This window comes from Rhizobium sp. 11_C7_N12_5 (assembly GCF_051811145.1).
GTDB classification, from domain to species: domain Bacteria; phylum Pseudomonadota; class Alphaproteobacteria; order Rhizobiales; family Rhizobiaceae; genus Rhizobium; species Rhizobium lusitanum.
Map to the genome: position 1 here is coordinate 2,009,974 of NZ_JBPWPY010000001.1, position 25,950 is coordinate 2,035,923.

Sequence of the window (25,950 nt, forward strand, 5' to 3'; positions counted from 1 at the left end):
GCTCAGAATCAACCGTTCATCCGCTAATCAGGTACAATGAACGCTAAAACGACGCCAGATGCCTCATCATAGCACAATGTAAAAAAATAAAGCCGCCTCCCGAGCGGAGGCGACTTCGAAACTATCGAATAGATGTGGAAAACGCGGCCTTTCCCACCTGGCTGCCGTTAACGGCGGATCAACGGGCAACCGGGCACATTGGCGAAAACGACACGATCATGGCCACGGCGGCCGAAGCCTTCGACGACAACACGGCGCGGCGTGATGTTGTTGATACGGGCGCGGTGCAGACCCATGTCGCGGGCCTTGCGAACTGCTAGCACCGGCGAGCACGCACGGCCGCGGTGGTGATCGTAACGCACCTGCTGGATGCCGGGATGGAAATCATTGGCCGATGCGGTGACGGCCGTTGCGGAAATGCCGCCGAGTGCGATGAGAGCTGCGATGCCTGCCTTGGCGAAAAGATTGGTCATGGGTGTTTCTCCTTCAAATCCTTGCTGCGGATCGTTGTAATCCCGATATCCGGCTCGATGCCCTTGGGATTGAACTCACGTTATGTCAGCCAAGCTGAACCGAACGCGAATTGACCATTCAGGTTGTATTCATGGCGGCTACCGATCGGCTGACGCGAAAATCGCGGCAGCTCAGGCGGAAAGATGCAGCACGACCTCGCGCCGGTGCGGCCGGTCGCGATGCTCGAAGAGATAGATGCCCTGCCAAGTTCCAAGCGTCAGACGGCCGTTCATCACGGGAATGCCGATCGACACCTGGGTCAGCGCCGCCTTGATATGCGCAGGCATATCATCAGGTCCCTCCGTCGTATGCACGATCCAGCGCATAGAGGGATCGGAGGACGGCGGCACCAGCCGGCGGAAAAACGCGTTGAGGTCGGTCTTCACATCGGGGTCCGCATTTTCCTGGATCAGCAACGAGCAGGATGTGTGGCGCACAAAGACAGTCAAAAGCCCTTCGCCGCTACCCGACGCCGACGCACGGACGAAATCCGCCGCGGGGTCGGTGAATTCGTAAAGTCCCTGGCCACGGGTGGACAGCGTGATGACGGTTTGCGGCATGGCTTCTTCCGGCAAGAATGGCAGCGATCCGCATCAGGTCGGCCGCAACAGCCGGAAAGTCAAGTCCGGCGGCCGACAGGCTACATCTCGAGGAAGATGTTGAAGCCGCCGTAGATCATGCGCTTGCCATCGAACGGCATGTTCTCCATCCCATTCTTCAAGCGTGGGTCGGCCATGACCTTTTCCAGTATTTCGTCTCGGCTCTGCCGGGATTCATAGGTGATCCACGAAAAGACGACGACCTCATCCTCGGCTGCCTGCACCGCGCGGGGGAAGGATGTCAGTTCGCCATAGGGCACATCGTCTCCGAAGGCCTCGACATAGCTGAGAGCCCCATATTCCTTCCAGACCTCGCCGGCCATGCGCGCCAGCACCTTGTATGCCTCCATCTTGTCTTTCGGCACGGCAACGATAAAACCATCCACATAGGACATGTCAGCCTCCTCTGTTCTATGCTCACGTTAGAATGACGATCGGCCACGACTATATCCGACATAGGGCGCGCAGTTTTTCCGACCATTGCCCAATCGAGCGTCCGCCTCAGAGATGCCTATGGACATAGAATACAGGGATGACCCAAATCCCGGAAACGAAGCGCTCAACGCGCTCTGGGCGAACGCGTGGAACGATCCTTCCTCACGCAATTTCTCGCCGATCCTCGCAAGAAGCCTCGCTCATGTCGGCGCGTTCGCAGGCATGAGACTGGTAGGCTTCGTCAATGTCGCCTGGGATGGCGGCATCCACGCCTTTATTCTCGATACCTGCGTCGATCCCGAATTCCGCCGGCGGGGCATCGCGACCAACCTGGTGGAGAGGGCCAAGATGCTGGCCAGACAACGCGGCGCCGAGTGGCTTCATGTCGATTTCGAAACGCATCTCACCGGCTTTTATCGAAAGCTCGGCTTTGCCGCCACGGAAGCGGGTCTGATAAGGTTGCGCGATTGACACGGGACCGCGTTGTCCCCCGGCTCAGGCGGCCGAACGGACTTGCGAAAGCAGCCAGTTACGAAACAACGCCGCCGATGGATTTTGCAGGGCATTCTGCGGATAGACAAGATTGTAGCTGACTGCGGCGGGCTGGGCCTCGATAAAACACCGCACCAGTTTACCGTCGGCGATGTCACGCGCGACAAGCGAACTGCGAACGAGGGCGAAACCGCGCCCTTCCCGGCATGCGTCAAGCATATCCGCAAAGCTCTCGAACAGAAGCCCATCCTCCACAGCAGCCACAATATCAAACTGCGTATCTGCCTCGCCGCTCCCGCCGGTGATCTGCTCATACCAGCGCTGCCAGTCCAATATCGTGTGGCGCATGCCGGTATAGCGCAGCAGCGGGGCGGCCCTTATGGCGTTACGCGGCGGCAATTGTTTGGAAAGCGCCGGCGAACTGACGACGAATTCCTCATCCGTCAGCAATTCCTCCTCGATAAGTCCGGCTTCGGCACGACCGAGCCAGATCGCCAGATCGGCGCCGCCGGGCTTGAAATCCGGGCGCTGATAACCGACTGCCATCTTCAATTCGATATCCGGATGCCGCTGGCAGAAATCCGGCAGTCGCGAAGCAAGCCATTGGCTTGAAAACTCCGGCGAGACGAAAACGGCAACGCTGCGAACCGAGACGCTTGCCCTCGCCTGATAGAGCGCCGTCTCCAGCTCGGAGATCGTCCCCGCAATTGCCGGATGCAGGCGCGCGCCCAACGGCGTCAGCCTCGCCCCGGCCCGGCCCCGATCGAACAGTCTGCCTCCGATCCACCCCTCCAGCTGCGCAAGTTGATGGCTGACGGCGGTCTGCGTCTGGCCGATTCTATCAGCCGCGCGACCAAAGCCGCCGGTTTCGACGATCGCGCAAAATGCCTGCAGCACCGACAGGGGTGGAAGCGGCCTCTTTCCCATGAAAATCTCTCATGTTTAATCATCGGAGGCTTCATTATACACGACAAGATTTTCAGCGCATCTGTTCTATCTGGGGAAACCACCGGGTTTGCAATAGATGAGAAAATCTCATGTATATGGTTGGAGGCATCGGATTGCCGAGCACCTGGCTCGATCAATCCGCTGGCGTCGTCGTGAAAGAAAGCCGCCGATAAAAATGAATGGCAAACGCGATACGCTTTGCGTAGCAAACGAACATCTGCTGCGAGATGTGGGATTGCACAACGGCGCGGCAGATCAGTCCGATTATCGGAGCACCTAGCCCCTGAGCGTCTTGACCTTGGTCAGATCCGGAAAGATCCGCATCCACAGCAGCACCACGGCTATGGTGCCGACGCCGCCGACGATGCCGGTCAATACCGGCCCAAGAACGCTGGCGAGCATGCCGGACTCGAATTCGCCGAGCTGGTTGGATGTGCCGATGAACAGGGAGTTCACGGCATTGACGCGGCCACGCATGGTATCCGGCGTCAGAAGCTGCACGAGCGAGCTGCGCACGACAACGCTGACGGTATCCGACGCACCGACGACGAAGAGTGCCGCCACGGAAAGGATGATATTGCTCGACAGCGCGAACACGATGGTGGCGACGCCGAAAATCAGCACCGCAAACAGCATCTTCTTGCCGACATCGCTCTGCAGTGGTCGCCGAGCCAGCCAGATCGACATCACCAATGCACCGACCGCCGGGGCGGCGCGCAATAGGCCGAGTCCCCAGGGGCCGGCATGCAGGATATCGCGGGCGAACATCGGAAGGAGTGCCGTCGCGCCGCCAAGCAGGACGGCGAAGAGATCGAGCGAGATCGTCCCCAGCATCACAGGCCGGCTTCTGATGAACGAAACGCCGGCAAAAACAGAACTCAGCGTCATCGGCTCCCGTGACGACGGCTGTTGCCGCTCGACACGTATCGAAATGACGTTGATGCTCGCAATGACGTAGAGCACCGCGGAAACGGCAAACGGCGCGACAGGGCTGACGCCATAAAGCAGGCCGCCGAGCGACGGGCCGATGATGAAGGCGGTCTGCATCATCGAGGTCGAGGTGGCAATGGCGACCTGAAGCAACGACGGCGGCACGATATTCGGCAGCAATGCCGCCATTGTCGGACGTTCGAAGGCTGTGGCAGCACCCATGACGGCAACGGCGGCGAGAATGCCGGCGGGACCGATCCACTGCTGCCAGACCGCCACGGCCAGCACGAGAGCGGTCAAGGCCTCGACCAGTTGGCAGGCGAGACCGATGCGGCGCCGGTCGAACCTGTCGGCGACATGGCCGACGACGAAGGTCAGGATGACCATGGGAAGAAACTGGCAGAAGCCGACCAGGCCGAGGAAAAAGGCGCTATGGGTCTGATCGTAGATCATCCAGCCCATGGCGACCGTCACCGACTGAAAGCCTATCGAAGAAAAAACGCGCGACGCCGCAAAAGAACGGTAGCCGGGGTGACCGAGCACACCCGGCCGGTCTTGATTCTGCAGCGTATCCATGGGCTTTCTTCGTCTCCCGGCGCGGCTGCGCGGAGACATGTTTTCTCAATCGTTCGAAATTCTGTCGAAGCCCCTGCTCTGCCCGAACGCGCCGGTTGTCAACCGCGTTTTTGCTCAGGTTGCAAATTCATCGCGGACGACAGATCAAATCGCGGTGATGAACGGCTAAGAAGCCCCGACCGCGCCTCTACCGACCAAACGCTCGCCAGCTCCGCCGCGATCATGCCGATCAGATGCGGGACATCGGCGCTTGCCGAGCCATGCAGCGCCTCGGCGACGATCAGCACGGACTTGGTATCCTCGCGCACGGCGGAACGGCCGCTTTGCCGGTTGGTCCAGCGCCGGGCGTGCGCCTGCCCGATAGTATCGGCAAAGATCACCTCTCCAGGCTCCGGATGCTCAGTCTCGCCAGAAAAGGTGAGGTAAGACTCGCTGCCGCCTGCATGCCGCACCTCGAGATCACCTGTTATCTTCGCAAGATCGAAAACAGCGACGGGAATGGCGAACGCGATCGACACGGCGTTGCAGAGGTCGACGAGCGGATGCAACTGCGGCAAGGAGCCCTCCTGACGAAAACGGCGTAGCAGAGCCTCCGAGGCGCAGCGATACTGGGTCGGCTTCAGCCCCATTTTTGAAAAGCTGCGCCGCCAGGCCTGAATTTCGGGCATCTCACTTTCGGAGCCTTGCGCCAATCGCTCCGCGGCGGTCGCATGATAACCGGCGATGCGATCTGTAACGATAGCATCCGCGCTGATCCCTTCGGCAAACAAAACGCCGGGAACCAATTCGGGAAACTCGCTCCACATCTCGTTCGAATGGCGGAAATACATGGCTTCTCCTTCTGCATCTCTGGCTTGGTGCCGCAGAAAAGCCCGTTGTCATCGCCCGGTCTTGAACAAAATTGCAGAGGCTCTAGCCGGCGGCCGCTGCATAGGCGCCCGGCGATATGCCGAAATTGCGAACGAAGAGCCGCGTCATGTGGCTTTGATCTGCAAAGCCGCTGGCAAAGGCCGCTTCAGCCAATGGTGTCCCCGCCGCAATCAGCCGCCGCGCTTCGTGGATACGGCGCTGCAAGAGATAGGCATGCGGTGTGAGCCCCGTCGCCTTGGTGAATGCGCGCAGAAACCGGAAATGGCTTAACCCGCAGGCATCCGCGAGTTCGGCAAGCGTCAGGGGTGCCGCGGGATCATGCTCGATCAGATCGCGCGCACGACCGATGGCTGCAGGAACAGCTGTATCGCGCGGCGCCGGCACTCCCTCACTCATCACAGCAGCGACCAGCGATAACAACAACCCATCCTGCAACAGTGCATCCTGTGGCGCGGCGTTGCCAGCCAGAAGCGGGAACAGGGTTTTGAAACACGACGCCACTTGGCCATTGCGAATGACTGGCGACGGAAATTCCGCGCCGCCAAGGCTCCCCTCGCCGATATCGTCAAGCAGATCGCCGATCAGCCTCGGATCGAAATAGAGCATCGACCATGCGCGGCTTTCGCCGATGGGCGTGCCGTCATGCACTTCGTTCGGATTGACGCTGATGACATCCCCCGCCTCGGCCCGCACCATTCCGCGCCCGCTGAGCGACGCCTGCGCGCCGGATTCGATGATGCCGATGCCGAATTGGTCATGCGTATGCTTGGGAAAACAGTGACTGGTCTCGGCCTTCACGACCTCGATACCTGCCGCACGGGAGCGGAATATCCTGAACTGGCCGGATCTCATGATGATCCTTTTCCAAACGGACAGGCTTCCTGCCCCGAAAACTTCGGCAAAGATTAGCGCGGCGGCGCTATCGCATGCAATGCGTGCCCCATCGGCAGATGCGCGTCACCTGCCGGGTGCTTCCGTCCGTTCATCCTGCGCCGTCGCCAATGCCGTCTGGGTATTACCCGCAACGGCCGCCGGCAGCGGCGTGCCACGCTTGCGCTCGCGCGCCAGCGTCAGCAGGCCGGAAAAGATGATGAGGACGATGCCGAAGGCCATGGGCGTATCGATGCTGTCATTGAACAGCAGATAACCGAACACGATGGCCCACAGCATCTGGCTGTATTGCGGCGGAGCGACAAGATTGGCCGGCGCCATACGGGCGGCATTCATCAACAACACGTTGCCGAAGGCGCCCAGCAGGCCATAGCTCGCCAGGAAAATCCACTGCGTCGCCGTCGGCGTGGTGACCTCCGAGAGCATGAGGAAGCCGCTGACGATCAGCGTGCCGAACAGGCCCGCCCCATAGAGCGAGATACGCTTCTCTTTCGATCCGAGCGCGCGGTTGATGACGATCGAAATCGCGGCAGCAAGCCCACCGATCGCGGCGCAGAGATGGCCGATCGAGAGCTCGCGAAAACCTGGCCGCAAGACGATGAGTACGCCGACGAACCCCAGGATGACGGCCGTCCAGCGCTGCCAGCGCACATCTTCCTTGAGGAAGACAACGGAGAGGATCGTAACGAAGGACGGCAGCAGGAAGAGCAGCGCAAAGGCTTCCGCCATAGGCAGCTTGGTAAAGGCGACAACCGAGCAGATCGCGCCCGTAGCACCGCAGATGAAGCGCAGCAGCCACAAGGGCCGGTTCGACGTCTTCACCATATCGATCCAGCCATCCTCCCGCCGCTTCAGGAAGGGCACGGCGGCAAAACCGAACAGAGCGCCGATGAAGGCCACCTGATAGGAGGGAACCACACCATGCAGGATCTTGATCGAGGCATCGCTGAAGGCAAAGACGGCATAAGACGCGAATGCCACGAGGACGCCACGCAAGGCGGAGCGGCCGGCGGCCGCGGAACTGGAATCGGCTGTAATCGAGGACATCGGAATCGTACAATGCGACGGGAGGAGAATTGAATCAGGTAGATACCGGAAATTGTACGATGAAATAGGCCGAATTTCGATTAGGTGAAAATAAACTATTGTTTCAGGTGGATGCCAGAAGTGGCCATCCAGGGTCAATTTGCGAAGAAGCGCGATTTGTCCAGCTCACTTGGGGGAACATGTCCTTTGAGCGTATAGGAAAAAGCGACAACTTTCAGCGCGTCGCCATCTACTTGGCAGGTAAATGCCACCCTTTGCCAACCGCTGGGTGTATCAACCGCAACCCCATCCCCAAACAGACTGATATCAGAAAGCATCGCGGACGATAGCGCAGAGTTATTATAGCCTACCGCACCGAGATCGTGGCTAAATTGAAGTGTCTCTTCAGACCTACAGAGATAACGTACCCGATCACGTCGTGGCATCTTCTTCCAAGCATCGTAGTCGCTCTTGGACAAACGTGCCACTTCCGCACCGGAATAGAGCTTCTTGGCTTCAATAGCCCTCTTCGGCACGAGCGATTTAGGTGGTTGCGGCTCAGTCACCAATGCTGCGCCACTCGTCTGACCGCCTTGGTTGCCCGAAGCCGACTGGCTTTGCGAAGCCTGCTCCGTCGGAGAAGGCCTGACCGTGGGAACGGCGATCTGTGGCTCGGCTTTCGCCTCTTCCTTCGGCTGATCGGCTGGAGTTTGCTGCTGCGGATCGGATGACCGCGCCTGTGCGGCGGCTTGCGCTTGAGGATCATTCTGATCGGCCGATTGCACTTGCGGCTGCTGCACCTGCACATCCGAAGGCTGGTTGGTCGCAAGCACATCCGGGGCAGTAGAGGAGGTTTTGGCGGTCGAGTCGCCTGCCGGCGGCTTGGCCGCATTTGCTTCCTGGCTTTGGGCATCGGCTTGCTGTTGAGCTTGCTGCGCTTGAGCCTGGGCTTGCGCAGCTGCTTGCGCGGCAGCCTGTGCTTCCGCCTGTTGCGCGGCGGCAGCATCGTTCGGCGGCGTCTGAGGCGTATCGTTTGGCTGTGCTGAGGCTTCAGCCTGCTGCGTGGTAGTCGGATCCTTCTCGTCGCCCTTCATATCCGGAAGTGGCGTCTCCGTAGCAGAAGGCTGTTGCTCAGCTTTCTCGACAGGCTTGTCAGCGCCGGCATCGTCAGGTTTGGATGCGGGCTTTTCCGCCTGTTCTTGGGGCTTGTCGGCCTTAGTCTCAGCGGATTTGGGTGAAGGCTTTTCAGCCTGCTCCTTGCCCTTGGGATCGGATTGCTTTGGCGGCTGTTCGTCCGCCTTTTTTCCCTCGGGCTGCTGTGGCTGCTCTTGAGCTTCAGCGGTCTGCTGCTGCGGCTTCTCATCGGGCTTAGGCGTCGGCTTCGGAGGCTGGTCGGGCTTCTCGTTCGCCTTCGTCGCAAGCTCCTGCTTTTCCTCCTGCTGCGGCACGAGCTCGACATTGACGCTCTGCTCAGGCTTCGCCTGTGGCGGTGCGGGCAACAGCGGCAGCAGAAAAATAGCAACAAACAGGACATGCAGGAGGATCGACAGGACAAAGCCCGGCCTCATCTCCTTGTCCCGTTTTTCCGCAACCTTTTCCATCGTTCAGCGGATGACTCGCGAAGAAAAAGCAATCAAGAGGAAATTGCGCATCGATTCATTCGATCCTTAGCGGCAAACAGATCGGACCTCGCCGGCCCGCAGACATATGGTATGCAACAACACGACACGAAAGAGGCAATTGCCGAAATCGAACTTGTCAGGCCACCGTTCTATCCGCAATGGCTCAAAAACACACCTGCGTGATCGGGTGACCTGAGAATCCATTCATCCATCGTCAAAAGAACTCATCCAGCAGCCGATAGTAAGCCGCCTTTTCAGAGTGCATCTCAAAGTTTCCATATGCCTTCAAAAAGTCGGCAACAAGATCTTCCCCGAAATTGCGCGCGATGCTGCCGCAGGCCAGTGCAATATCCTGATGGCGATCGGCAACGCCGAGGCGGCCGCAATCGATGTAGCCACTGATGCTGCCTTCGTGAGCGACAAAATTCGGGAGGCAGGCATCGCCGTGGGTCACCACCAGATCCTCCGTCTTCGGCCTGCGCTCTTCAAGCTCCCGGAACAGATCCTGCGCCGATCTCCCCAGCCTTGCGTCATCGAAATCGTCTTCGTCCACACAGCCTGCAAGCAACCGCGCTTTTGCATCCGCAATCCTGTTCTCCAGGCGATGATCAAAAGGACAGGTAGCAATATCCAGGCCGTGCAGCCGCCGCAGTGCAGCGGCCAAGATCCGCACTCTTTCGATCGGCGGCAATCGATCATTGCTGACGAGATCAGTGCCCGGAAGCGCACTCATCAACAGCCACTCTCGCCCACCGTCTGTCTCGTGGGCAATCACCTCGGGGCACGCAAGTCCCTTCGATGCGAGCCATCGAAGCCTGGAAACCTCACCCGCTAGCTCGCCCAGCGGATGAATGATCTCCGTCTTGAGATAGATGGGCGCTCGGCCAACAGCTTCGAGCCGAAAGACATGGGCCGGGGAGCGGCCGAGCTCGGCCGGTCGCCAATCATATCCCGCGAGCAGATCGCGCAGCCGTGCCGGCAGAGACATTTCGATAGTCTGCGGCTTGTTCGCCATGGCCCGAACCCTGATCCCCATCCGTTATCAATGGAAAACCCGGCTCGCTTTCGCAAACCGGGTTCGATTTCATAACAACGCCAATGCCGGCTTGCGCCCGGCCCTAGCTGTCGAGGAAGCTTCTGAGCTTGCGGCTGCGGCTCGGATGCTTGAGCTTGCGCAATGCCTTGGCCTCGATCTGACGGATACGTTCGCGCGTAACCGAGAACTGCTGGCCGACTTCCTCAAGCGTGTGGTCGGTGTTCATGCCGATGCCGAAGCGCATGCGCAGCACGCGCTCTTCGCGCGGCGTCAGCGATGCCAGAACGCGGGTCGTCGTCTCGCGCAGGTTCGCCTGGATGGCGGCGTCGATCGGCAGAAGCGCGTTCTTGTCCTCGATGAAATCGCCGAGGTGCGAATCCTCTTCGTCACCGACAGGCGTTTCGAGCGAAATCGGCTCCTTGGCGATCTTCAGCACCTTGCGCACCTTTTCGAGCGGCATGGCGAGCTTTTCGGCCAGTTCTTCCGGCGTCGGCTCGCGGCCGATCTCGTGCAGCATCTGGCGCGAGGTGCGAACGATCTTGTTGATCGTCTCGATCATATGCACCGGAATACGGATCGTGCGGGCCTGGTCGGCGATCGAGCGGGTGATCGCCTGCCTGATCCACCAGGTGGCGTAGGTCGAGAACTTGTAGCCGCGGCGATATTCGAACTTATCGACCGCCTTCATCAGGCCGATATTGCCTTCCTGAATGAGGTCGAGGAACTGCAGGCCGCGGTTGGTGTATTTCTTGGCGATGGAGATGACGAGGCGCAGGTTCGCTTCGACCATTTCCTTCTTGGCGATGCGGGCTTCGCGCTCGCCCTTCTGCACCATGTGCACGATCCGGCGGAATTCTGAGATAGAGATTCCGGTTTCAGTCGCAAGGTTCTGAATTTCCTGGCGAATGTCGCGGATCGTCGTGTTTTCGTTCCGGGCGAATTCCTTCCAGCCGCGTGCGGCCAGATTGCCGATCGACTTCATCCAGTTCGGATCGAGCTCGGCACCCTGATACTGCTCGAGGAAGCTATCGCGCTTGACGCCATGAGATTCGGCAAGACGCAACAGACGACCTTCGTTCTGCACGAGGCGCTTGTTGATGTCATAGAGCTGCTCGACGAGGGCGTCGATGCGGTTCTGGTTCAGCGACAGCGACTTGACCGACTTGATCAGCTCGTCCTTCAGCTCCTTGTAACGGCGCTCCTGCGCCGACGACAACGTGCCCGAGGCCGACAGGCGCTGTTCGACCTGCTGGTCCTGCAGCTTGCGCAGCTTCTTGTAGGTCTCGGCGATCGTGTCGAGCGTCAGCATGACCTGCGGACGCAGCTCGGCTTCCATCGCGGCGAGAGAGAGGCTGGATTCGTCCTCGTCCTCTTCTTCCTCCTCGATCGGCATGCCTTCGCCGCCGACATTGGTAATGTCGTCGTCGCCATTCGGCGAACGGCCACGGCGTGCCTTTTCCTTTTCCTCGGCCGCCTTGCGGTCGGCCTCGATCTTCTCGGGGCTCTGGAACTGCGGCGCAGCCTTGGCTTCGGGACCGGAATAGGTGGTTTCGAGATCGATGATCTCACGCAGCAGCGTGGTGCCTTCGTTGAGTTCGTCGCGCCAGATAATAAGCGCCTGGAACGTCAACGGGCTTTCACAGAGGCCACCGATCATGGTTTCGCGGCCGGCCTCGATGCGCTTGGCGATCGCAATTTCGCCTTCGCGCGACAGCAGCTCGACTGAACCCATTTCGCGCAGGTACATGCGCACCGGGTCGTCCGTGCGGTCGGTCGGCTCTTTCTTCTTGGCGGTGGCGAGCGCCGAACCCGTCGAAGGCGCCAGCTCGCCGCCTTCTCCGTCCTCGTCGCCACCGGCATCGTCATCGTCGTTCGACGGGGCACCCGCCTCTTCGACGTCCTCGTCCTCGATGACGTTGATGCCCATGTCTGAAAGCATGGCCATCGTGTCTTCGATCTGTTCCGATGTCACTTCTTCGGACGGCAGGACGGCATTGAGCTCGTCCATCGTCACGTAGCCGCGCTTCTTCGCGGCCTTGATCATCTTCTTGACCGCGTCATCGGAAAGATCGAGAAGCGGGCCGTCGGAGGTGCCGTCGCGTTCGACTTCAGCTTCTTCGTTCTCTTTGACCTTGGTTGCCATCTCTATATCGTCGCTTTCCCTGACGCTGCAAACTTACACGCGGTAGAACATTTCAATCTGGCCGGCACGCCCTGCGCCAGCCTCGACTCACCGACAAACACCTAACGGAATGACCTTTAATGCCCGATTAACCACGATCACCGCTACCGGATGGCAAAGCTGGATTGCGTTTGGATTTCCGGCCATGTTATTAGGTGATCCGCTTGATCCAGTATACCGTTCTTTCCGAAGTCAAACGGTGATTCCTAGATTTTTTGTTCTCGTCAAGCTTTTCCAGCAAAAAAGCCCGTTAAATACCCGAAAAAGCCTTATCCACAGGCTCGGTGCGCCATAAACGATTGCTTTCGGTATTTAGGAAGTCCCTGCGCGATGACAAGAGCATGCGAACCAAACGCTCGCATTTCCTGCATCGAGACCTGCTACCGATGTAGAAAAGCGACAGTTGGGGGTCAATTCCAGTCCATGACCACCTTGCCGGAGTTGCCGGAGCGCATAGCTTCGAAGCCCTCGCGAAAATCATCTATGCCGATACGATGGGTGATGACGGGCGATACATCGAGACCACCTTGCACGAAGGCGATCATCTTGTACCAGGTCTCGAACATCTCGCGACCGTAGATGCCTTTCAGGTTCAGCATCTTGAAGATGACTTTATTCCAGTCGATCTCGAAGCCGGCCGGTGCGATGCCGAGAATGGCGATCTTGCCGCCATTGTTCATCTTGTCGATCATATCGCGAAAGGCCGGTGCCGCGCCCGACATTTCCAGACCGACGTCGAAGCCTTCGGTCATGCCGATGGCTTTCATCACATCGGCGAGGTTCTCCTTCGAAGCGTCGACGACATGCTCGATGCCGACCTTGCGGGCAAGTGCCAGCCGGGTGGGATTGATATCGGTGATGACGACCTTGCGCGCGCCGGAGCGCTTGGCGACCATGGCACCCATGATGCCGATCGGGCCTGCGCCCGTCACGAGCACGTCCTCGCCGACCAGATCGAAGGAAAGTGCCGTATGCACCGCATTGCCGAACGGGTCGAAGATCGCGGCGACTTCATCCGGAATATCGTCGGGGATCGGAACGACGTTGGATTCGGGAATGCAGACGAATTCGCCGAAGGAGCCGGGTCGATTGACGCCGACGCCAAGCGTGTTGCGGCAGAGGTGGCCTCTGCCCGCGCGGCAGTTGCGGCATTTGCCGCAGACGATGTGCCCCTCGCCGGAGACGCGCTCGCCGACGTGATACTTCGTCACCGCCGAACCGACCTCGGCGATCTCGCCACAGAATTCGTGCCCAACGACCATCGGCACCGGAATGGTCTTCTGCGCCCATTGGTCCCAGTTCCAAATGTGGACATCGGTCCCGCAGATCGCCGACTTCTTGACCCGAATCAGGACATCATTCGGCCCGACCTCGGGAACCGGAACATGCTCCATCCACAACCCGACTTCCGGCTTGGATTTGACCAGCGCTTTCATCATGTTCGACATGATCGGTTCTCTCCAACCAATTCAAATAATTCCGAGTTCTCGTCCGGCTTCCGCAAAGGCGGCGATCGCCTTTTCGACATCGGCCTTCGAGTGCGCGGCCGACATCTGCGTGCGGATGCGCGCCTGTCCCTTCGGTACGACGGGGAAGGAAAAGCCGATGACGTAGACGCCCTTTTGCAGCATCAGCGCCGCCATCTCCTGCGCCAGCTTGGCGTCGCCAAGCATGACAGGGATGATCGGGTGATCGGCGCCTGCGAGCGTGAAACCGAGCTTGGTCATTTCGCTGCGGAAGAGTTCGGCATTGCCACGGAGACGATCGCGAAGAGCGTCGCCGTTGTCGATCAGGTCGAAGACTTTCAGCGAGGCAGCGGCGATGACCGGCGCCAGCGTGTTGGAAAAGAGATAGGGGCGCGAGCGCTGCCGCAGCCAATCGACGATTTCGCCTCTGGCCGAGGTATAGCCACCCGAAGCACCGCCAAGCGCCTTGCCGAGCGTGCCGGTGATGATATCGATCCGCCCCTCGACGCCGCAATGCTCCGGCGATCCCCGACCATGAGCGCCGACAAAGCCGACGGCATGGCTGTCATCGACCATGACCATGGCACCGTATTTCTCGGCCAGATCGCACACGCCGCCGAGATTGGCGATGATGCCGTCCATGGAGAAGACGCCGTCGGTCGCGATCAGCTTGAAGCGGCTGCCCTCGGCCTTCTTCAGCTCTTCCTCCAACGCCGCCATGTCGTTGTTGGCGTAGCGGAAGCGCTTGGCCTTGGAAAGCCGGACGCCATCGATGATCGAGGCATGGTTGAGCGCATCCGAGATAATGGCGTCTTCCTCCGACAGCAGCGTCTCGAACAGCCCGCCATTGGCATCGAAGCAGGAGGAGTAGAGGATGGTATCCTCCATGCCGAGAAACGCCGAAATCCGCGCTTCCAGCTGCTTGTGCTCTTCCTGCGTGCCGCAGATGAAGCGAACCGAGGCCATGCCGTAGCCGTAGCGATCGAGCCCCTTTTTTGCCGCCTCGGCAAGCTCCTCGTTGTCGGCGAGGCCAAGGTAATTGTTGGCGCAGAAATTGAGCACGCGGGCGCCGCCGACGACAGCGATTTCACCGGCTTGCTTGGAGGTGATGACGCGCTCGGGCTTGTAGAGACCAGCTTCTTTCAAGCCGAGAAGTTCTTTGCGCAGATGTGATAGAAATTCTGAGGTCATTGTCGCATTCCGATGCTGGTCACAGTGCCTAACTATTCAAGAAATAACACAGGATTCGGCCCCTTGCTGCATCCAGCAGCGGCAAAAATGCGTAGCGCCGTGACGTCGGCGCGATAGGGAGCAGGTTCGATATTATCTGTCAAACTGACCCGGATATACGCAAGTTCTTGGCCAGGGTTCATCGGTTGCTATTGCAAAAATTACTTGACTGAGTCCATTATCTTGCTGCAGATCGATCTTGATCGCATGATAGAGGGAGAGCAATGAGCATATATCACAGATTCTCCCTCGCGGGACGGGTCGTGCTCGTCACCGGCGGCGGGCGAGGCCTTGGGTTCGAAATGGCGAAAGCACTTGCCGACGCGGGAGCGCATGTCATCGTCAATGGGCGCACGATCGCAACGGTAGACAGCGCCGTGAAAGCCATTCAAGCAGCTGGCGGCTCCGCCGAAGCAGCAGCTTTCGACATTGCCGACCGTGAAGCGCAGCGCGCGGCGATGGCGGATATCGAGAAAAATCATAGCCGACTCGACATATTGATCAACAATGTCGGCGCCCGCGACAGACGGCCCTTGGCCGACTTCGACGACGAAGCGATTCTCGCCCTCCTCAACACGGATCTGGCCGCCTCGATCACGCTCTCGCGCGATGCCGCCCGCCTGATGAAACGGCACAATCATGGGCGGCTGATCTCGGTCACCTCGATCAGCGGCCAAGTCGTCATGCCTGGCGACTGCGTCTACCCCGCAGCCAAACAGGGGCTGACCGGCCTTATGCGCGGCATGGCGGTGGAATTCGGCCCCTACGGCATCACCAGCAATGCCATCGCTCCAGGCTGGTTCGCGACGGAAACGAACGCCGCGATGGCCTCGAATGAAGAACTGATCCCTTTCGTGCACCAGCGCATCCCGGTTCAGCGCTGGGGACGGCCGGACGAGATCGCAGGCGCTGCATTGTTCCTCGCCAGCGACGCTGCCTCCTTCGTCAACGGCCATGTCTTGACCGTCGACGGTGGCATGACCGTACGCATGTAGCGTGGGATTGTCTCGATTTCACATTTAGATGCGAAATGTCACCGGCCGGCGAAATCTGAAATCACTGCGAGAAACGCATCCCCGTAGCGTTCGAGCTTCGACTGCCCAACGCCCGAAATCCCGAGGAGTGCCTTATGGTTCTTCGGCCGCTCCGTCGCAAAGGCGATAAGGGTCGTGTCCGGAAAGACGACATAGGGCGGCACGCCCAGTTCTTTGGCGATCCTGGTCCGCTCGGCGCGCAGCGCATCGAACAGAGCCTGCGCCTCGCCGGCAAGACCATGTGCCGGTTTCTCCGACCGTCCCGCCTTCTTGTTCCGGCGACCCGCTTCCGGCCGATCCTTGCGAAAGAAGACCTGCCGCTCGCGTTTGAAGACCGCCCTCGCCTGGTCTTCCAGTTTCATCGCGCCAAAAGCCGTATGATCGACGGTGATGAAGCCGTTCGCCAGCAATTGCCGGAAGATCGATTGCCAGGTGCGAGACGGAATATCCTTTCCGGCGCCGAAAACGGGCATATCGACATGGCCGAACCGCTCCGTCTTTTCATTGACCGTGCCCATCAGCACATCGATCACATGACCCGTGCCGAAACGCTCACCGGTGCGATAGACCGCCGCCAGCGCCTTGATTGCTGCTTCCGTGCCGTCCCAGGTCTCCACAGGTTTCAGGCAGGTATCGCAATTGCCGCAACCGCCGCCATGCGCTTCGCCGAAATGCGCAAGAATGGCCTGTCGCCGGCAGCCGGCCGTTTCGCAGATGGCGAGCAGCGCATTGAGCTTTCCACGCTCCACGCGCTTGATCTCTTCGGCTGCATTGCCCTCATCGATCATGCGCCGCCGCTGGATGACATCGGCCATGCCGTAGGCCATCCACACCTCGGACGGTAGGCCGTCACGCCCGGCACGACCTGTCTCCTGATAATAGGCCTCGACCGAACCCGGCAGATCGAGATGGGCGACATAGCGCACGTTCGGCTTGTCGATGCCCATGCCGAAGGCGACCGTCGCGACAAGGCAAAGGTCTTCTTCTTTCAGGAAGGCATCCTGATTGGCATCGCGAAGCGATCGGTCCATCCCGGCATGGTAGGCGAGCGCCCGGATGCCCTGCCCATTCAGCCATTCAGCCGTGTCCTCGACCTTTGCCCGCGACAGGCAGTAGACGATGCCGCTGTCGCCGCGGTGGCCATCGAGAAAGCGCAGCAATTGCTGGCGCGGCTGATCGCGCTCGACAATTTCATAGGCAATATTCGGCCGGTCGAAACTGGTGGTGAAAACCTTGGCACCGTCGAGAGCAAGCCGCTCGATGATATCGTCGCGGGTATGCGGATCGGCCGTCGCCGTCAGCGCGATGCGCGGCACGCCGGGAAAAAGTTCCGCAAGCTTGCCCAGATCCCGATATTCCGGCCTGAAATCATGCCCCCATTGAGACACGCAATGCGCTTCGTCTATCGCAAACAGCGCGATCTTCGCCCTGGCGATCATCTGCTGGAAGCCATCGGTGAGAATGCGCTCGGGCGTCACATAGAGCATGTCGAGCGTGCCGCTGGAGACGGAGCGATAGACATCGCTCGCCTCGTCGCGCGACAGGGATGAATTCAAGGCCGCCGCGCGGATGCCGAGCTGTTTCATCGCCTCCACCTGATCCCGCATCAAGGCGATCAGCGGCGAAACGACGATGCCGATACCGTCACGGCAAAGTGCGGGAATCTGGAAACACAGCGACTTGCCGGCCCCGGTCGGAAACAGCACGACGGCATCGCCGCCGGAGACGACATGCTCGACCACCTGCTGCTGCTTGCCGCGAAACGCGGTATAGCCATAGACGCGCTTCAGCACATCGAGCGGCGCGGGCGCCCCGGCACGATCGCCGAACAAGGCATCATCGGCAGAAAATCGCGGTTCCAGTCTATCCGGCAGTGACATCTATTCCCTACTTTCCCGCAGCGCTTTTGACTCGGCCGGAAAGCACGCCAAAGCCATCGATGATCGCCTCCTGGTTTTCCAGCCGCACCGCTTCGAGCTGCACTTCCTGCAAGGCGCGCATCAACTGCTCGATAAGCTCGCCGTCACTATCTTCCGTTGCCTCGGCAATCGCGCCTTCCAATTCGATCTTGTGCCAGCGCAGTGCCTTGGAACGCTTGTGAAGCGCCAACGCCTGGCGATAGCCTTCGCGCGCGTCTTCCATCGCGGCTTCCTCGGTTGCCGTCCATAGCCTGGCGTTGCGGACCTGCTGGTCGAGATTCTTCAGCAATGCGCCGAAGTCCTGTTCCTCCAACTGCTCGACCAGCCGCTCGCGGATGAGCTGCGGCGCGGCCATGGCTGCGGCGATCCCGAGAACCGCCGACCAGAGACGCTGCAATTCGCGGCTCTCGTAGTCGATAGCGGCGATCTCGTCATATTCGTCCTGCAACAGCAGCGGATGATTGACGATGGTCAGCGCCAGAACGCTTTCGCGCAGGCTCGGAATGTCCTGATGCCCCTTGATCATGGCCGAACGCGTCAAACGATCGGACGCCGTCGTACTGACCGGCCGATCGCGGCCCTGCTGCCCGCCGCGACCGGTGAAATTGCGGCCATTGCCATCACGGGAAAAGCCTCGCCCCTGCTGATTGCCGCCACGCTGGAACTGCGGCTGGAAGAGACTGTTCAACCGCTCGCGCATATTCTGCTGATAGTGTCGGCGGACATCCTCGTCCACGATAACAGACACGATGCGCCTCAGCCGGGCTTCGAGTTCCGCCCGCGCCTCAGGCGTTTCGAACGTGCCGCTGCCGGCCTCTCTGACCCAGATCAGATCGGCCAGCGGCTTTGCCTGTGCGAGAACCTTGTCGAAAGGCGCACGACCGTCGTGACGGACGAGATCGTCCGGATCCTTACCATCGGGCAGCAGTGCGAAACGGACGGTGCGGCCCGGCTTGATATGCGGCAGCGCCAGGTCGGCGGCGCGGTTGGCGGCGCGAAATCCCGCGCCATCGCCATCAAAGCAGAGTACCGGCTCCGGCGTCATTTTCCACAGGAGATCCAGCTGATTCTCGGTCAACGCCGTGCCGAGGGGCGCAACGGCATTCTCGATGCCCGCCTGATGCAGGGCTATGACATCCATATAGCCTTCGACGGCAATGATAGTGCCTGCGCCGTCGGCACCCTGGGCAGCGCGGCGCGCGCGTGTGAAATTATAAAGCACATTGCCCTTGTGGAAGAGCTCGGTCTCGTTGGAATTGAGATATTTCGCCGGCGCGTCCGATGACATGGCGCGGCCGCCGAAGGCGATCACCTTCTCGCGCGACGACAGGATCGGAAACATGATGCGATCCCGGAAGCGATCGTATGAGACCGGCACGTTCTCGTGCACGACCAGGCCGCAGGCTTCCATCTGCTCCTTCAATACGCCCTTGCCGGCAAGAAACTCCTTCAGCGCATTGCGGCTGTCAGGGGAATAGCCGAGACGGAAAGTCTCGATGGTGCGGCCGGTCAGACCACGATCGCGCAGATAGGCGCGAGCACGGGCGCCGTTGGCCGTCTGCAGCTGATCCTGAAAGAACTGAGTCGCCATCTCCATGACGTCGAGCAGCGACGTGCGCTCCTTCTCCCGCTTTGCCTCCACGGGATCGGCCACAGGCATGGGGACGCCCGCCATGTCGGCGATCTGCTGCACCGCCTCGGGAAAGCTCAGTCCCTCCAGCTCGGTGAGGAAACGGAAATGATCGCCCGTCACGCCGCAGCCGAAGCAGTGATAGCGGCCCTTGCGATCCTCACAGTGGAAACTCGGCGACTTCTCGCCATGGAAAGGGCAGCAGGCCCAAAAATCTCCACGCGGCACGTTGGTCTTGCGGCGGTCCCAGCTCACGCGACGACCGATCACGTCCGAAATCAGAACGCGGTCGCGAATCTCATCGAGAAACGTATTGGAAAATCGCATGGCTACCTCTGGCTTATCCCATATAAACAGGAATGGCGCGCATTGCCACGACGACACGACCGGCACACACGGTATTCACAGCCCTTTGCAGGCAATTGCAATTTCATCGTCTTGATCACAACTTCGTGAGGTTATTATCAGGATCAGGCCGCGCGCACCGGCTTGAGGCGTCGTTTCCGAGTCACCAAAAACACGATCGATATTGACCTCACTTAGCCGGAATTAAGTGTTCGGCCGACCTGACGAGCATCGGCCTTTGCGGAAAAGACGCGAAAAAGCAAAGACTTGCACACCTTGAAGTGGATGGAACAGTGCGTCGGACGCATCTGGAACAATCAGTAGCTGCAATGCTCGATGACTGCGACCCATCTGTTTGGTGGCGCATTTACGGCATGGTTCGTAAGCCAAACATTATTTTTTTGTAATTTGATTGTTGATGTGCGGCGCAATAGCGTTCTTCTCACGGGGCGAGACAAGCCGGCGAAGAAAATTGCTTCGCGACGCGACATGCCGAGACGCCCCACGAACGGGAAGCCATCAGGTACAGGGCTTTCAGTTTAGGAGAGGAAATGCGGGTTCTGATCGTACCCCTAGCCGCCGCGGCTATCTTCGCCACAGCTACCTATAGCTCGGCAACGACGACCGGCAGCGCTGACGATCGGAATGTGCTCTACGCTGGCGCGCATTATCAGCTGCCGGTGGATATGAAGATCCCTGCTCTCACCGCAGGCGTTAAAGTTCAAATGTCCGGATTGACGCCGCAAGCGTTGGCTTTGCCGCAGCAAGTCAGGATTCTCAGATAAGTTTTACGGGATACTCAGGTGGGGCACCATCCCTACCCCCGGCGCCGCCCCACCTGAGTGCCTTTGCAATAGACGTTTGATTTTTGGGCCCCACCCTGCGTCATCAAACGGCTGCAAAGCGCAAGAAGGCAGGAGCTCCCCCAGCTCCTGCCTTCTCTAATTTTACGATCCCAATTTTTCCGATGACGGAAGCACCGAACCTCCGCGGCAGAACATTTAGAGTTCAAATGAGGCCAGTATCTTGACGTGAAGGCCACAATTGATATTTCATGTATCAATAATCTAGATGATGATTTCCTAAGACAGCGTAGAGAATTGCTCAGCTCATCGGGGATGGCTGCATGTCTTTATCCGCGAAGGAACTTGCCGATAATCCTGATTTTTTCGCTATAGTTCTCGACTATACCCGAGAAATTGTATTGGTTTACGAAGAAAATCGCCGGATAGGCTCCGTTTTTTCTTCACAGCAGCGCTGGTTGATGGCCCTCGCCGGCTTCGCCTTATATTACGGCGGCGTAGATGGGAAGCCGCCCGGTATCCATGCCAACCGCTTCGCCGACTTTGTCGTCGAGCACGAAATCGCCAGTCATAACACGGCATTGAGCTTCATTCAGGAAATGCGCGACCATCATTTTCTGCGCTACCAGACAGTCATGCCAGATCGTCGGGTACGACCGATGGAGCCAACAGAAGAAGCTGTCAAACAGCTTGCAAGATGGCTCGGCATTCACTTGGCGGCGCTCGACAAATTGGACGGAGGCAAACGAAGCAGCCTGCTCGCCGGGAGACTGGAACTCATTGCGGCATTGCAGCCTGCAATCTCGGTCAGCATCATTGCCAGCGACGCCGTCCGCCATCCAGGCGATACATTCGATCTGTTCACCTGGGCAAATTCCGGCGGCATAATCATGGATTACCTGATCTCGCGAGTCGGTATGATCGATCCGAAAACACAAAGAGCAATTGTCGGGCCGGTCGCGTTCACGGACATCTGTCGCCGTTTCCACATCTCAAGAACGCACGCAAAGCGGCTCATGCGCAAAGCCGTAAACATGCGAAGCGTTGGCTGGACAGGCCGCTCGGGAAAAAGCGAGCTGTGGCTGTCCAGCGGCTTCATTCAGGAATATCGGAACTATCAGGCCGAAAAGTTTGCCATCATGGACGCCGCCTGGCAGCGAGCCCTCGGCATACGGCAGGCCCGTATGCCGAAGCCGAGACTGGTCTTTACTTCAACAACTCCTTCAGGATAGCCGAAGCCTTCGCGAAGTCCATCTGCCCGGCATAGCGCTCGCGCAAAGCCGCCACGCACTTGCCCATGTCCTTCAAGCCTTGGGCGCCGAGTTCCGCAACGACGCCGGCGCATATCTCACGCACCTTCTCGTCGGAGAGCTGCTCCGGCATGAATCCCTGGATGACGGTGATTTCCGCGCGTTCCTTGTCGGCGAGTTCAGGACGACCACCGTCGACGTAGATCTTCACCGACTCCTCGCGCTGCTTGATCATCTTGGCAAGCAGCTGGAGGATTTCGTCATCGCTTGCCTGCTCCTTGGCCTGGCCACGATTGGCGATGTCCTTGTCCTTGATGGCGGCAAGGATAAGACGCACGGTTGAAAGCTTCGCCGTATCCCTTGCCTTCATCGCATCCTTCTGGGCATTGGAAAGGGTCTCGCGGATCATGTCTGTAACTCCTCAAGCAGGCAGGCGACGATCGCCCGGCCTCTCATTTCATGTTGCCTGTCTCATAGACCATCAGCGCCGATCAATGCAATTGCGTCAAACCGGCCGAAACAGGACGAATTCCCCGGCAGGAAACGAAAAGCGCGCATTGACCGGCTCGCCTTGTTTGGCTATGTCCATCACCTGCACATTAGATCGATATTGAGATCTCAAGCCGCGGCCTGTGCCGCCGGCGGTACCTTGCTACAAACATGGCGGAAGCCTACGGCCTCTTCAAGGTCGCGCACGACGCCGGAAACGGGATGACTATGACCGCCACAGCCCCATGGACCATTGAAAAGCCGACTGCTCTTCTCGTTCTTGCCGATGGCACCGTGATCGAAGGCAAAGGCATTGGCGCGACCGGCAAGGTCCAGGCCGAAGTCTGCTTCAACACGGCGCTGACGGGTTACGAGGAAATCCTGACGGACCCCTCCTACCTCGGCCAGATCGTCACCTTCACCTTCCCTCACATCGGCAATGTCGGCACGAACGAGGAAGACATCGAAGATCTGACGCCGGCCGCCCGGCACGGCGCCGTCGGCGTCATCTTCAAAGCCGACATCACCGATCCGTCGAACTACCGCGCCGCCAAGCATCTCGACCAATGGCTGAAGGCCCGCGGCATTATCGGCCTCTGCGGCATCGACACCCGCGCGCTGACCGCCTGGATCCGCGAGAACGGCATGCCGAACGGCGTGATTGCCCACGACCCGAACGGCGTCTTCGACATCGAACAGTTGAAGGCGGATGCGAAGGCCTGGAGTGGCCTCGAAGGTCTCGACCTCGCCAAGGTCGCCTCATCCGGCCAGTCTTCGCACTGGTCGCAGACCCCGTGGGTCTGGAACGAGGGCTATGGCGAGCTGGGCGCCGACGAAGCCAAGTACCACATCGCCTGCCTCGACTACGGCGTCAAGCGCAACATCCTGCGCCTATTTGCCGGTCTCGATTGCAAGGTCACCGTCTTGCCGGCAACCGCTTCGACCGAAGACGTGCTCGGCCTCAATCCGGACGGCATCTTCCTTTCCAACGGCCCGGGCGATCCGGCCGCGACAGGCGAATATGCCGTGCCCGTCATCAAGGACCTTCTGAAGTCGGAAATCCCGCTGTTCGGCATCTGCCTCGGTCACCAGATGCTCGGCCTCGCACTCGGCGCCAAGACAGCGAAGATGCACCAGGGCCATCACGGCGCCAACCATCCGGTCAAGGATCACACGACAGGCAAGGTCGAGATCGTCTCGATGAATCATGGCTTTGCAGTCGACTCGAATTCGCTGCCGGAAGGCATTGAGGAGACACATATTTCTCTCTTCGACGGCAGCAATTGCGGCCTGCGCGTCTCCGGCAAGCCCGTCTTCTCGGTGCAGCACCATCCGGAAGCCTCGCCCGGCCCTCAAGACAGCCACTACCTTTTCCGCCGCTTCATCAATCTGGTACGCGAGAAGAAGGGCGAGCCGGCACTGGCCGAGCGCGCCTAAGCTGCTCCACAACCATTCATGATGCGAAAGGCCTCGGATTGACTATCAATCCGAGGCCTTTCTCGTTTGCGTCGGGATGTGAAGCGCCCAAATGCTCCATGCCCGGTCAAGCCTGCAGGCGGCGCTGCTTTACCACCTCAAGCTCACTCATCATGATTTCCTCCAGGAACTCGAAGTCCGACTGTCCGAAGGCGACAAGGCCGAATCTCAGCCTGTAGCCCCAGTTCTTGTCCTGGGTGAAATCAAGCCAACCCAGCAAGGGGCGGAGCGGCTGCTCGGGCGCATCCAGCCAGTCGACATCCCGGCGATAGGCTTTTCCGCAACCCATCTGCGCAAGGTAGGGCTCTCCTTCACGGACAAAGCCGATGGCGGTAAAGCTCTGAAAGCTGTCTTTCTCGCCCATCTTTACAGACGGCGAATAATAAACGATGCCGTCGCCCGGCTTGATGCGCTTCAATGGCCCCTGCTTGCCGTGGTTCACCTGCATGAAGCCGTGCTCGCGCCCGTGGCGCACGTGCTCTGCGCTAGCCACCGCCAGCCAATAGGACTTCTGCGCCGGTTCGGGCCGCCGGGACGATGTATTGGCGTGCGGAAAAAGGCGCACTGTCGTGCCCTCGTTGATGGAGTCTTCCCGCGGCAAAAGCGCGGCATCGTTACGATCGCTGGCTCTGAGTGTCATGGTCGTCTCCCGTCATTGGTATGAAGGGAATATACGCCACCATGCTGACAGTATTTGTCAGTAGTCTTACCGCTCGACGATCGCCGCCGCAGATATTATGCGGGTTCTCTTTCCGAACGCACGAGAATATAGAATCGCGCGCAAAGCATCGCCGCCGCCGAAGCAAGGCCAAGCAGGAAACCGAGCCATATGCCGATCCCGCCGAAATCGAACGGGAAGGCCAGCAGCCATGCCAGAAAGAAGCCGATCGGCCAATAGGCGATCAGCGCCAGGATCATCGGCACGCGCGCATCCTTCAGGCCGCGCAACAGGCCGCTCGCAATCGCCTGCAAGCCGTCGACGAGCTGGAACAGGCCGGCGACCACGATCAGCGGCGTTGCATAGGCAAGCACTTTCGAGGCATCGGCCGACGTAATGTCGAGGAACCAGCTTCCGAACCATGCCGGCAAGGTGGCGAACAGGATGCTGCCACACAGCGAAATGCAGCTCGAAACGATGAGCACGACGATCGCCGCGCGCTTCAGGCCGAGATGATCGCCTTGCCCGTGCGCGACGCCCACCCGCACCGTCGCCGCCTGGCTGAGGCCGAGCGGGATCATGAAGGCAATCGATGCCCATTGAAGCGCGATGCCATGGGCAGCAAGCTCGATCGTGCCGATCCGCCCCATAAGCAACGACGCCGCCGTGAACAGGCTGACCTCGGCGAGAACGGTGATGCTGATCGGGAAGCCCAGGCGGATGACATCCCACAAGGCATGCCAATCCGGCCGCCACAGATGGACGAAGATCTCGTAGCGACGCATTTCTTCCCGGCTCTGAACATAGCCGACGATGAAGATGAAGCCGGCCGTCTGTACGGCAACGGAGACGATGGCCGCGCCATGAAGACCGAGCGCCGGCATGCCGAAATGACCGAGCACCAACGCATAGGCAAGCACAGCGTTCATGACAAGCATGGCGATGGTCACATTGAGAATGACGCCGGCACGGCCTATAGCACTCACGAGGGCGCGAATGACGTTGTAGAGCAATCCCGGCAACAGGGCGAAATGGCCGATGGCGATGTAGTCGCTGGCCAGTTTTGCCACATCGGGCTTTTGTCCCGCCGCCAGAAGGATCTCCTCGGAATATAGAAAGGCAGGCTGTGCCATCAGCCAATAGATGGTCACGACCCACAGGCCCATGCGCAGCGCCCGTCGCACGGACACGACATCGCCCTGGCCGTAGGCCTGCGCCACCAGCGGCACGACGGCGATGGAAAAGCCCGAGCCGAAAATCAGGATCGTGAACAGGAACTGCGCTGAGAGTACCATCGCGGCCAGCTGCTCGGCGCCGAGGCGACCGACGATCATCACGTCCGTGGTATTGATGCCAAGCTGCGCCAATTGTGCGCCGATCAGCGGTATGCCGAGCGCAAGGGTGGCACGTAGATGCGCAGACCACGAATTATTGTTGTCGTGCGCGTACGGGCGCGCAGCTAGCGGCATATCCATCATGAAAACTCGATTTCTAGAATCGCGCGAACCGCCCCACCCCTGGGTGCGCGAG

General features: G+C 59.6%; 23 protein-coding genes. 5 read left to right on the top strand and 18 right to left on the bottom strand.

Going from position 1 to position 25,950, the window contains the following annotated elements:
* Window positions 1–167: 167 nt before the first annotated feature.
* The 3 genes from AB8B29_RS09935 to AB8B29_RS09945 all read right to left on the bottom strand — a co-directional run bounded on the left by AB8B29_RS09935 (window position 168) and on the right by AB8B29_RS09945 (window position 1,507).
* On the bottom strand, window positions 168–473 hold the full coding sequence (locus AB8B29_RS09935; protein ID WP_037194551.1) for a hypothetical protein: 306 nt from the start codon (window positions 471–473) through the stop codon (window positions 168–170).
* 171 nt (window positions 474–644) lie between these two features.
* Window positions 645–1,073 carry a secondary thiamine-phosphate synthase enzyme YjbQ gene (locus AB8B29_RS09940; protein ID WP_037194553.1) on the bottom strand — a complete coding sequence of 143 codons (429 nt, stop codon included), beginning with the start codon at window positions 1,071–1,073 and terminating at the stop codon, window positions 645–647.
* 80 nt (window positions 1,074–1,153) lie between these two features.
* On the bottom strand, window positions 1,154–1,507 hold the full coding sequence (locus AB8B29_RS09945) for a DUF1428 domain-containing protein (protein WP_037194555.1): 354 nt from the start codon (window positions 1,505–1,507) through the stop codon (window positions 1,154–1,156).
* Window positions 1,508–1,625: 118 nt separating this feature from the next.
* Here AB8B29_RS09945 and AB8B29_RS09950 point away from each other — a divergent pair, with 118 nt between their 5' ends.
* The gene (locus AB8B29_RS09950) at window positions 1,626–2,018 is read left to right on the top strand and encodes a GNAT family N-acetyltransferase (RefSeq protein ID WP_376774228.1); all 393 of its coding nucleotides are present in this window, start codon (window positions 1,626–1,628) and stop codon (window positions 2,016–2,018) included.
* A gap of 24 nt (window positions 2,019–2,042) precedes the next feature.
* On the opposite strand, the gene AB8B29_RS09955 is transcribed toward AB8B29_RS09950, so the two are convergent.
* From AB8B29_RS09955 to AB8B29_RS10000, 10 genes are all read right to left on the bottom strand, one after another.
* Window positions 2,043–2,966: a LysR substrate-binding domain-containing protein gene (locus tag AB8B29_RS09955; protein WP_037194559.1), complete on the bottom strand. Its 924-nt coding sequence runs from the start codon at window positions 2,964–2,966 to the stop codon at window positions 2,043–2,045.
* 297 nt (window positions 2,967–3,263) lie between these two features.
* Entirely contained in the window at window positions 3,264–4,493 is a 1,230-nt protein-coding gene (locus AB8B29_RS09960) for an MFS transporter (protein WP_037194561.1), read from the bottom strand.
* Between the two features lie 98 nt (window positions 4,494–4,591).
* Entirely contained in the window at window positions 4,592–5,323 is a 732-nt protein-coding gene (locus AB8B29_RS09965) for a B3/B4 domain-containing protein (protein WP_037194563.1), read from the bottom strand.
* Window positions 5,324–5,405: 82 nt separating this feature from the next.
* Window positions 5,406–6,215, bottom strand: a complete 810-nt coding sequence (locus AB8B29_RS09970; protein WP_037194566.1) for an AraC family transcriptional regulator — start codon at window positions 6,213–6,215, stop codon at window positions 5,406–5,408.
* 105 nt (window positions 6,216–6,320) lie between these two features.
* A complete protein-coding gene (locus tag AB8B29_RS09975; protein WP_037194568.1) occupies window positions 6,321–7,301 on the bottom strand; it encodes a DMT family transporter in 981 nt (326 codons plus the stop codon).
* 134 nt (window positions 7,302–7,435) lie between these two features.
* Window positions 7,436–8,881 carry a DUF930 domain-containing protein gene (locus tag AB8B29_RS09980; protein WP_113118956.1) on the bottom strand — a complete coding sequence of 482 codons (1,446 nt, stop codon included), beginning with the start codon at window positions 8,879–8,881 and terminating at the stop codon, window positions 7,436–7,438.
* A gap of 235 nt (window positions 8,882–9,116) precedes the next feature.
* Window positions 9,117–9,917 carry an APH(3')-II family aminoglycoside O-phosphotransferase gene (locus AB8B29_RS09985; protein ID WP_037194572.1) on the bottom strand — a complete coding sequence of 267 codons (801 nt, stop codon included), beginning with the start codon at window positions 9,915–9,917 and terminating at the stop codon, window positions 9,117–9,119.
* Between the two features lie 103 nt (window positions 9,918–10,020).
* On the bottom strand, window positions 10,021–12,081 hold the full coding sequence (gene rpoD / locus AB8B29_RS09990; RefSeq protein WP_037194574.1) for an RNA polymerase sigma factor RpoD: 2,061 nt from the start codon (window positions 12,079–12,081) through the stop codon (window positions 10,021–10,023).
* A gap of 449 nt (window positions 12,082–12,530) precedes the next feature.
* A complete protein-coding gene (gene tdh / locus AB8B29_RS09995) occupies window positions 12,531–13,568 on the bottom strand; it encodes an L-threonine 3-dehydrogenase (protein ID WP_037194576.1) in 1,038 nt (345 codons plus the stop codon).
* Between the two features lie 21 nt (window positions 13,569–13,589).
* On the bottom strand, window positions 13,590–14,777 hold the full coding sequence (locus AB8B29_RS10000) for a glycine C-acetyltransferase (RefSeq protein WP_047638625.1): 1,188 nt from the start codon (window positions 14,775–14,777) through the stop codon (window positions 13,590–13,592).
* A 263-nt stretch (window positions 14,778–15,040) separates the two neighbouring features.
* Here AB8B29_RS10000 and AB8B29_RS10005 point away from each other — a divergent pair, with 263 nt between their 5' ends.
* Window positions 15,041–15,811 carry an SDR family oxidoreductase gene (locus AB8B29_RS10005; RefSeq protein ID WP_113118955.1) on the top strand — a complete coding sequence of 257 codons (771 nt, stop codon included), beginning with the start codon at window positions 15,041–15,043 and terminating at the stop codon, window positions 15,809–15,811.
* A gap of 38 nt (window positions 15,812–15,849) precedes the next feature.
* Here AB8B29_RS10005 and recQ read toward each other — a convergent pair whose 3' ends face one another.
* Complete coding sequence (gene recQ / locus AB8B29_RS10010) at window positions 15,850–17,730, bottom strand: DNA helicase RecQ (protein ID WP_113118954.1); 1,881 nt, start codon at window positions 17,728–17,730, stop codon at window positions 15,850–15,852.
* A gap of 7 nt (window positions 17,731–17,737) precedes the next feature.
* Window positions 17,738–19,726 carry a DNA primase gene (dnaG, locus tag AB8B29_RS10015; RefSeq protein ID WP_113118953.1) on the bottom strand — a complete coding sequence of 663 codons (1,989 nt, stop codon included), beginning with the start codon at window positions 19,724–19,726 and terminating at the stop codon, window positions 17,738–17,740.
* 569 nt (window positions 19,727–20,295) lie between these two features.
* Here dnaG and AB8B29_RS10020 point away from each other — a divergent pair.
* Together AB8B29_RS10020 and AB8B29_RS10025 are read left to right on the top strand one after the other, a co-directional pair.
* Window positions 20,296–20,529: a hypothetical protein gene (locus AB8B29_RS10020; RefSeq protein ID WP_037194588.1), complete on the top strand. Its 234-nt coding sequence runs from the start codon at window positions 20,296–20,298 to the stop codon at window positions 20,527–20,529.
* Window positions 20,530–20,870: 341 nt separating this feature from the next.
* The gene (locus AB8B29_RS10025) at window positions 20,871–21,779 is read left to right on the top strand and encodes a hypothetical protein (RefSeq protein ID WP_113118952.1); all 909 of its coding nucleotides are present in this window, start codon (window positions 20,871–20,873) and stop codon (window positions 21,777–21,779) included.
* Here AB8B29_RS10025 and AB8B29_RS10030 read toward each other — a convergent pair.
* Window positions 21,754–22,206, bottom strand: coding sequence for a GatB/YqeY domain-containing protein (locus AB8B29_RS10030; protein WP_037194592.1), 453 nt, complete (start codon window positions 22,204–22,206; stop codon window positions 21,754–21,756). The genes AB8B29_RS10025 and AB8B29_RS10030 overlap by 26 nt on opposite strands.
* Window positions 22,207–22,514: 308 nt before the next feature.
* On the opposite strand from AB8B29_RS10030, the gene carA reads away from it, so the two are divergent.
* The gene (carA, locus tag AB8B29_RS10035) at window positions 22,515–23,723 is read left to right on the top strand and encodes a glutamine-hydrolyzing carbamoyl-phosphate synthase small subunit (RefSeq protein WP_113118990.1); all 1,209 of its coding nucleotides are present in this window, start codon (window positions 22,515–22,517) and stop codon (window positions 23,721–23,723) included.
* Between the two features lie 106 nt (window positions 23,724–23,829).
* Here carA and AB8B29_RS10040 read toward each other — a convergent pair whose 3' ends face one another.
* Both AB8B29_RS10040 and AB8B29_RS10045 read right to left on the bottom strand, forming a co-directional pair.
* Window positions 23,830–24,402 (bottom strand): EVE domain-containing protein, encoded by a 573-nt coding sequence (locus AB8B29_RS10040; protein WP_037194595.1) that lies wholly within the window; start codon window positions 24,400–24,402, stop codon window positions 23,830–23,832.
* Window positions 24,403–24,497: 95 nt separating this feature from the next.
* On the bottom strand, window positions 24,498–25,895 hold the full coding sequence (locus AB8B29_RS10045) for an MATE family efflux transporter (protein ID WP_113118989.1): 1,398 nt from the start codon (window positions 25,893–25,895) through the stop codon (window positions 24,498–24,500).
* Between the last annotated feature and the right edge of the window lie 55 nt (window positions 25,896–25,950).

Coding starts and splice junctions, on each gene's coding strand:
- AB8B29_RS09935 (WP_037194551.1), bottom strand. CDS start 473: ATGACCAATCTTTTCGCCAAGGCAGGCATCGCAGCTCTCATCGCACTC.
- AB8B29_RS09940 (WP_037194553.1), bottom strand. CDS start 1,073: ATGCCGCAAACCGTCATCACGCTGTCCACCCGTGGCCAGGGACTTTAC.
- AB8B29_RS09945 (WP_037194555.1), bottom strand. CDS start 1,507: ATGTCCTATGTGGATGGTTTTATCGTTGCCGTGCCGAAAGACAAGATG.
- AB8B29_RS09950 (WP_376774228.1), top strand. CDS start 1,626: ATGGACATAGAATACAGGGATGACCCAAATCCCGGAAACGAAGCGCTC.
- AB8B29_RS09955 (WP_037194559.1), bottom strand. CDS start 2,966: ATGGGAAAGAGGCCGCTTCCACCCCTGTCGGTGCTGCAGGCATTTTGC.
- AB8B29_RS09960 (WP_037194561.1), bottom strand. CDS start 4,493: ATGGATACGCTGCAGAATCAAGACCGGCCGGGTGTGCTCGGTCACCCC.
- AB8B29_RS09965 (WP_037194563.1), bottom strand. CDS start 5,323: ATGTATTTCCGCCATTCGAACGAGATGTGGAGCGAGTTTCCCGAATTG.
- AB8B29_RS09970 (WP_037194566.1), bottom strand. CDS start 6,215: ATGAGATCCGGCCAGTTCAGGATATTCCGCTCCCGTGCGGCAGGTATC.
- AB8B29_RS09975 (WP_037194568.1), bottom strand. CDS start 7,301: ATGTCCTCGATTACAGCCGATTCCAGTTCCGCGGCCGCCGGCCGCTCC.
- AB8B29_RS09980 (WP_113118956.1), bottom strand. CDS start 8,881: ATGGAAAAGGTTGCGGAAAAACGGGACAAGGAGATGAGGCCGGGCTTT.
- AB8B29_RS09985 (WP_037194572.1), bottom strand. CDS start 9,917: ATGGCGAACAAGCCGCAGACTATCGAAATGTCTCTGCCGGCACGGCTG.
- rpoD (WP_037194574.1), bottom strand. CDS start 12,081: ATGGCAACCAAGGTCAAAGAGAACGAAGAAGCTGAAGTCGAACGCGAC.
- tdh (WP_037194576.1), bottom strand. CDS start 13,568: ATGTCGAACATGATGAAAGCGCTGGTCAAATCCAAGCCGGAAGTCGGG.
- AB8B29_RS10000 (WP_047638625.1), bottom strand. CDS start 14,777: ATGACCTCAGAATTTCTATCACATCTGCGCAAAGAACTTCTCGGCTTG.
- AB8B29_RS10005 (WP_113118955.1), top strand. CDS start 15,041: ATGAGCATATATCACAGATTCTCCCTCGCGGGACGGGTCGTGCTCGTC.
- recQ (WP_113118954.1), bottom strand. CDS start 17,730: ATGTCACTGCCGGATAGACTGGAACCGCGATTTTCTGCCGATGATGCC.
- dnaG (WP_113118953.1), bottom strand. CDS start 19,726: ATGCGATTTTCCAATACGTTTCTCGATGAGATTCGCGACCGCGTTCTG.
- AB8B29_RS10020 (WP_037194588.1), top strand. CDS start 20,296: ATGCGGGTTCTGATCGTACCCCTAGCCGCCGCGGCTATCTTCGCCACA.
- AB8B29_RS10025 (WP_113118952.1), top strand. CDS start 20,871: ATGTCTTTATCCGCGAAGGAACTTGCCGATAATCCTGATTTTTTCGCT.
- AB8B29_RS10030 (WP_037194592.1), bottom strand. CDS start 22,206: ATGATCCGCGAGACCCTTTCCAATGCCCAGAAGGATGCGATGAAGGCA.
- carA (WP_113118990.1), top strand. CDS start 22,515: ATGACCGCCACAGCCCCATGGACCATTGAAAAGCCGACTGCTCTTCTC.
- AB8B29_RS10040 (WP_037194595.1), bottom strand. CDS start 24,402: ATGACACTCAGAGCCAGCGATCGTAACGATGCCGCGCTTTTGCCGCGG.
- AB8B29_RS10045 (WP_113118989.1), bottom strand. CDS start 25,895: ATGGATATGCCGCTAGCTGCGCGCCCGTACGCGCACGACAACAATAAT.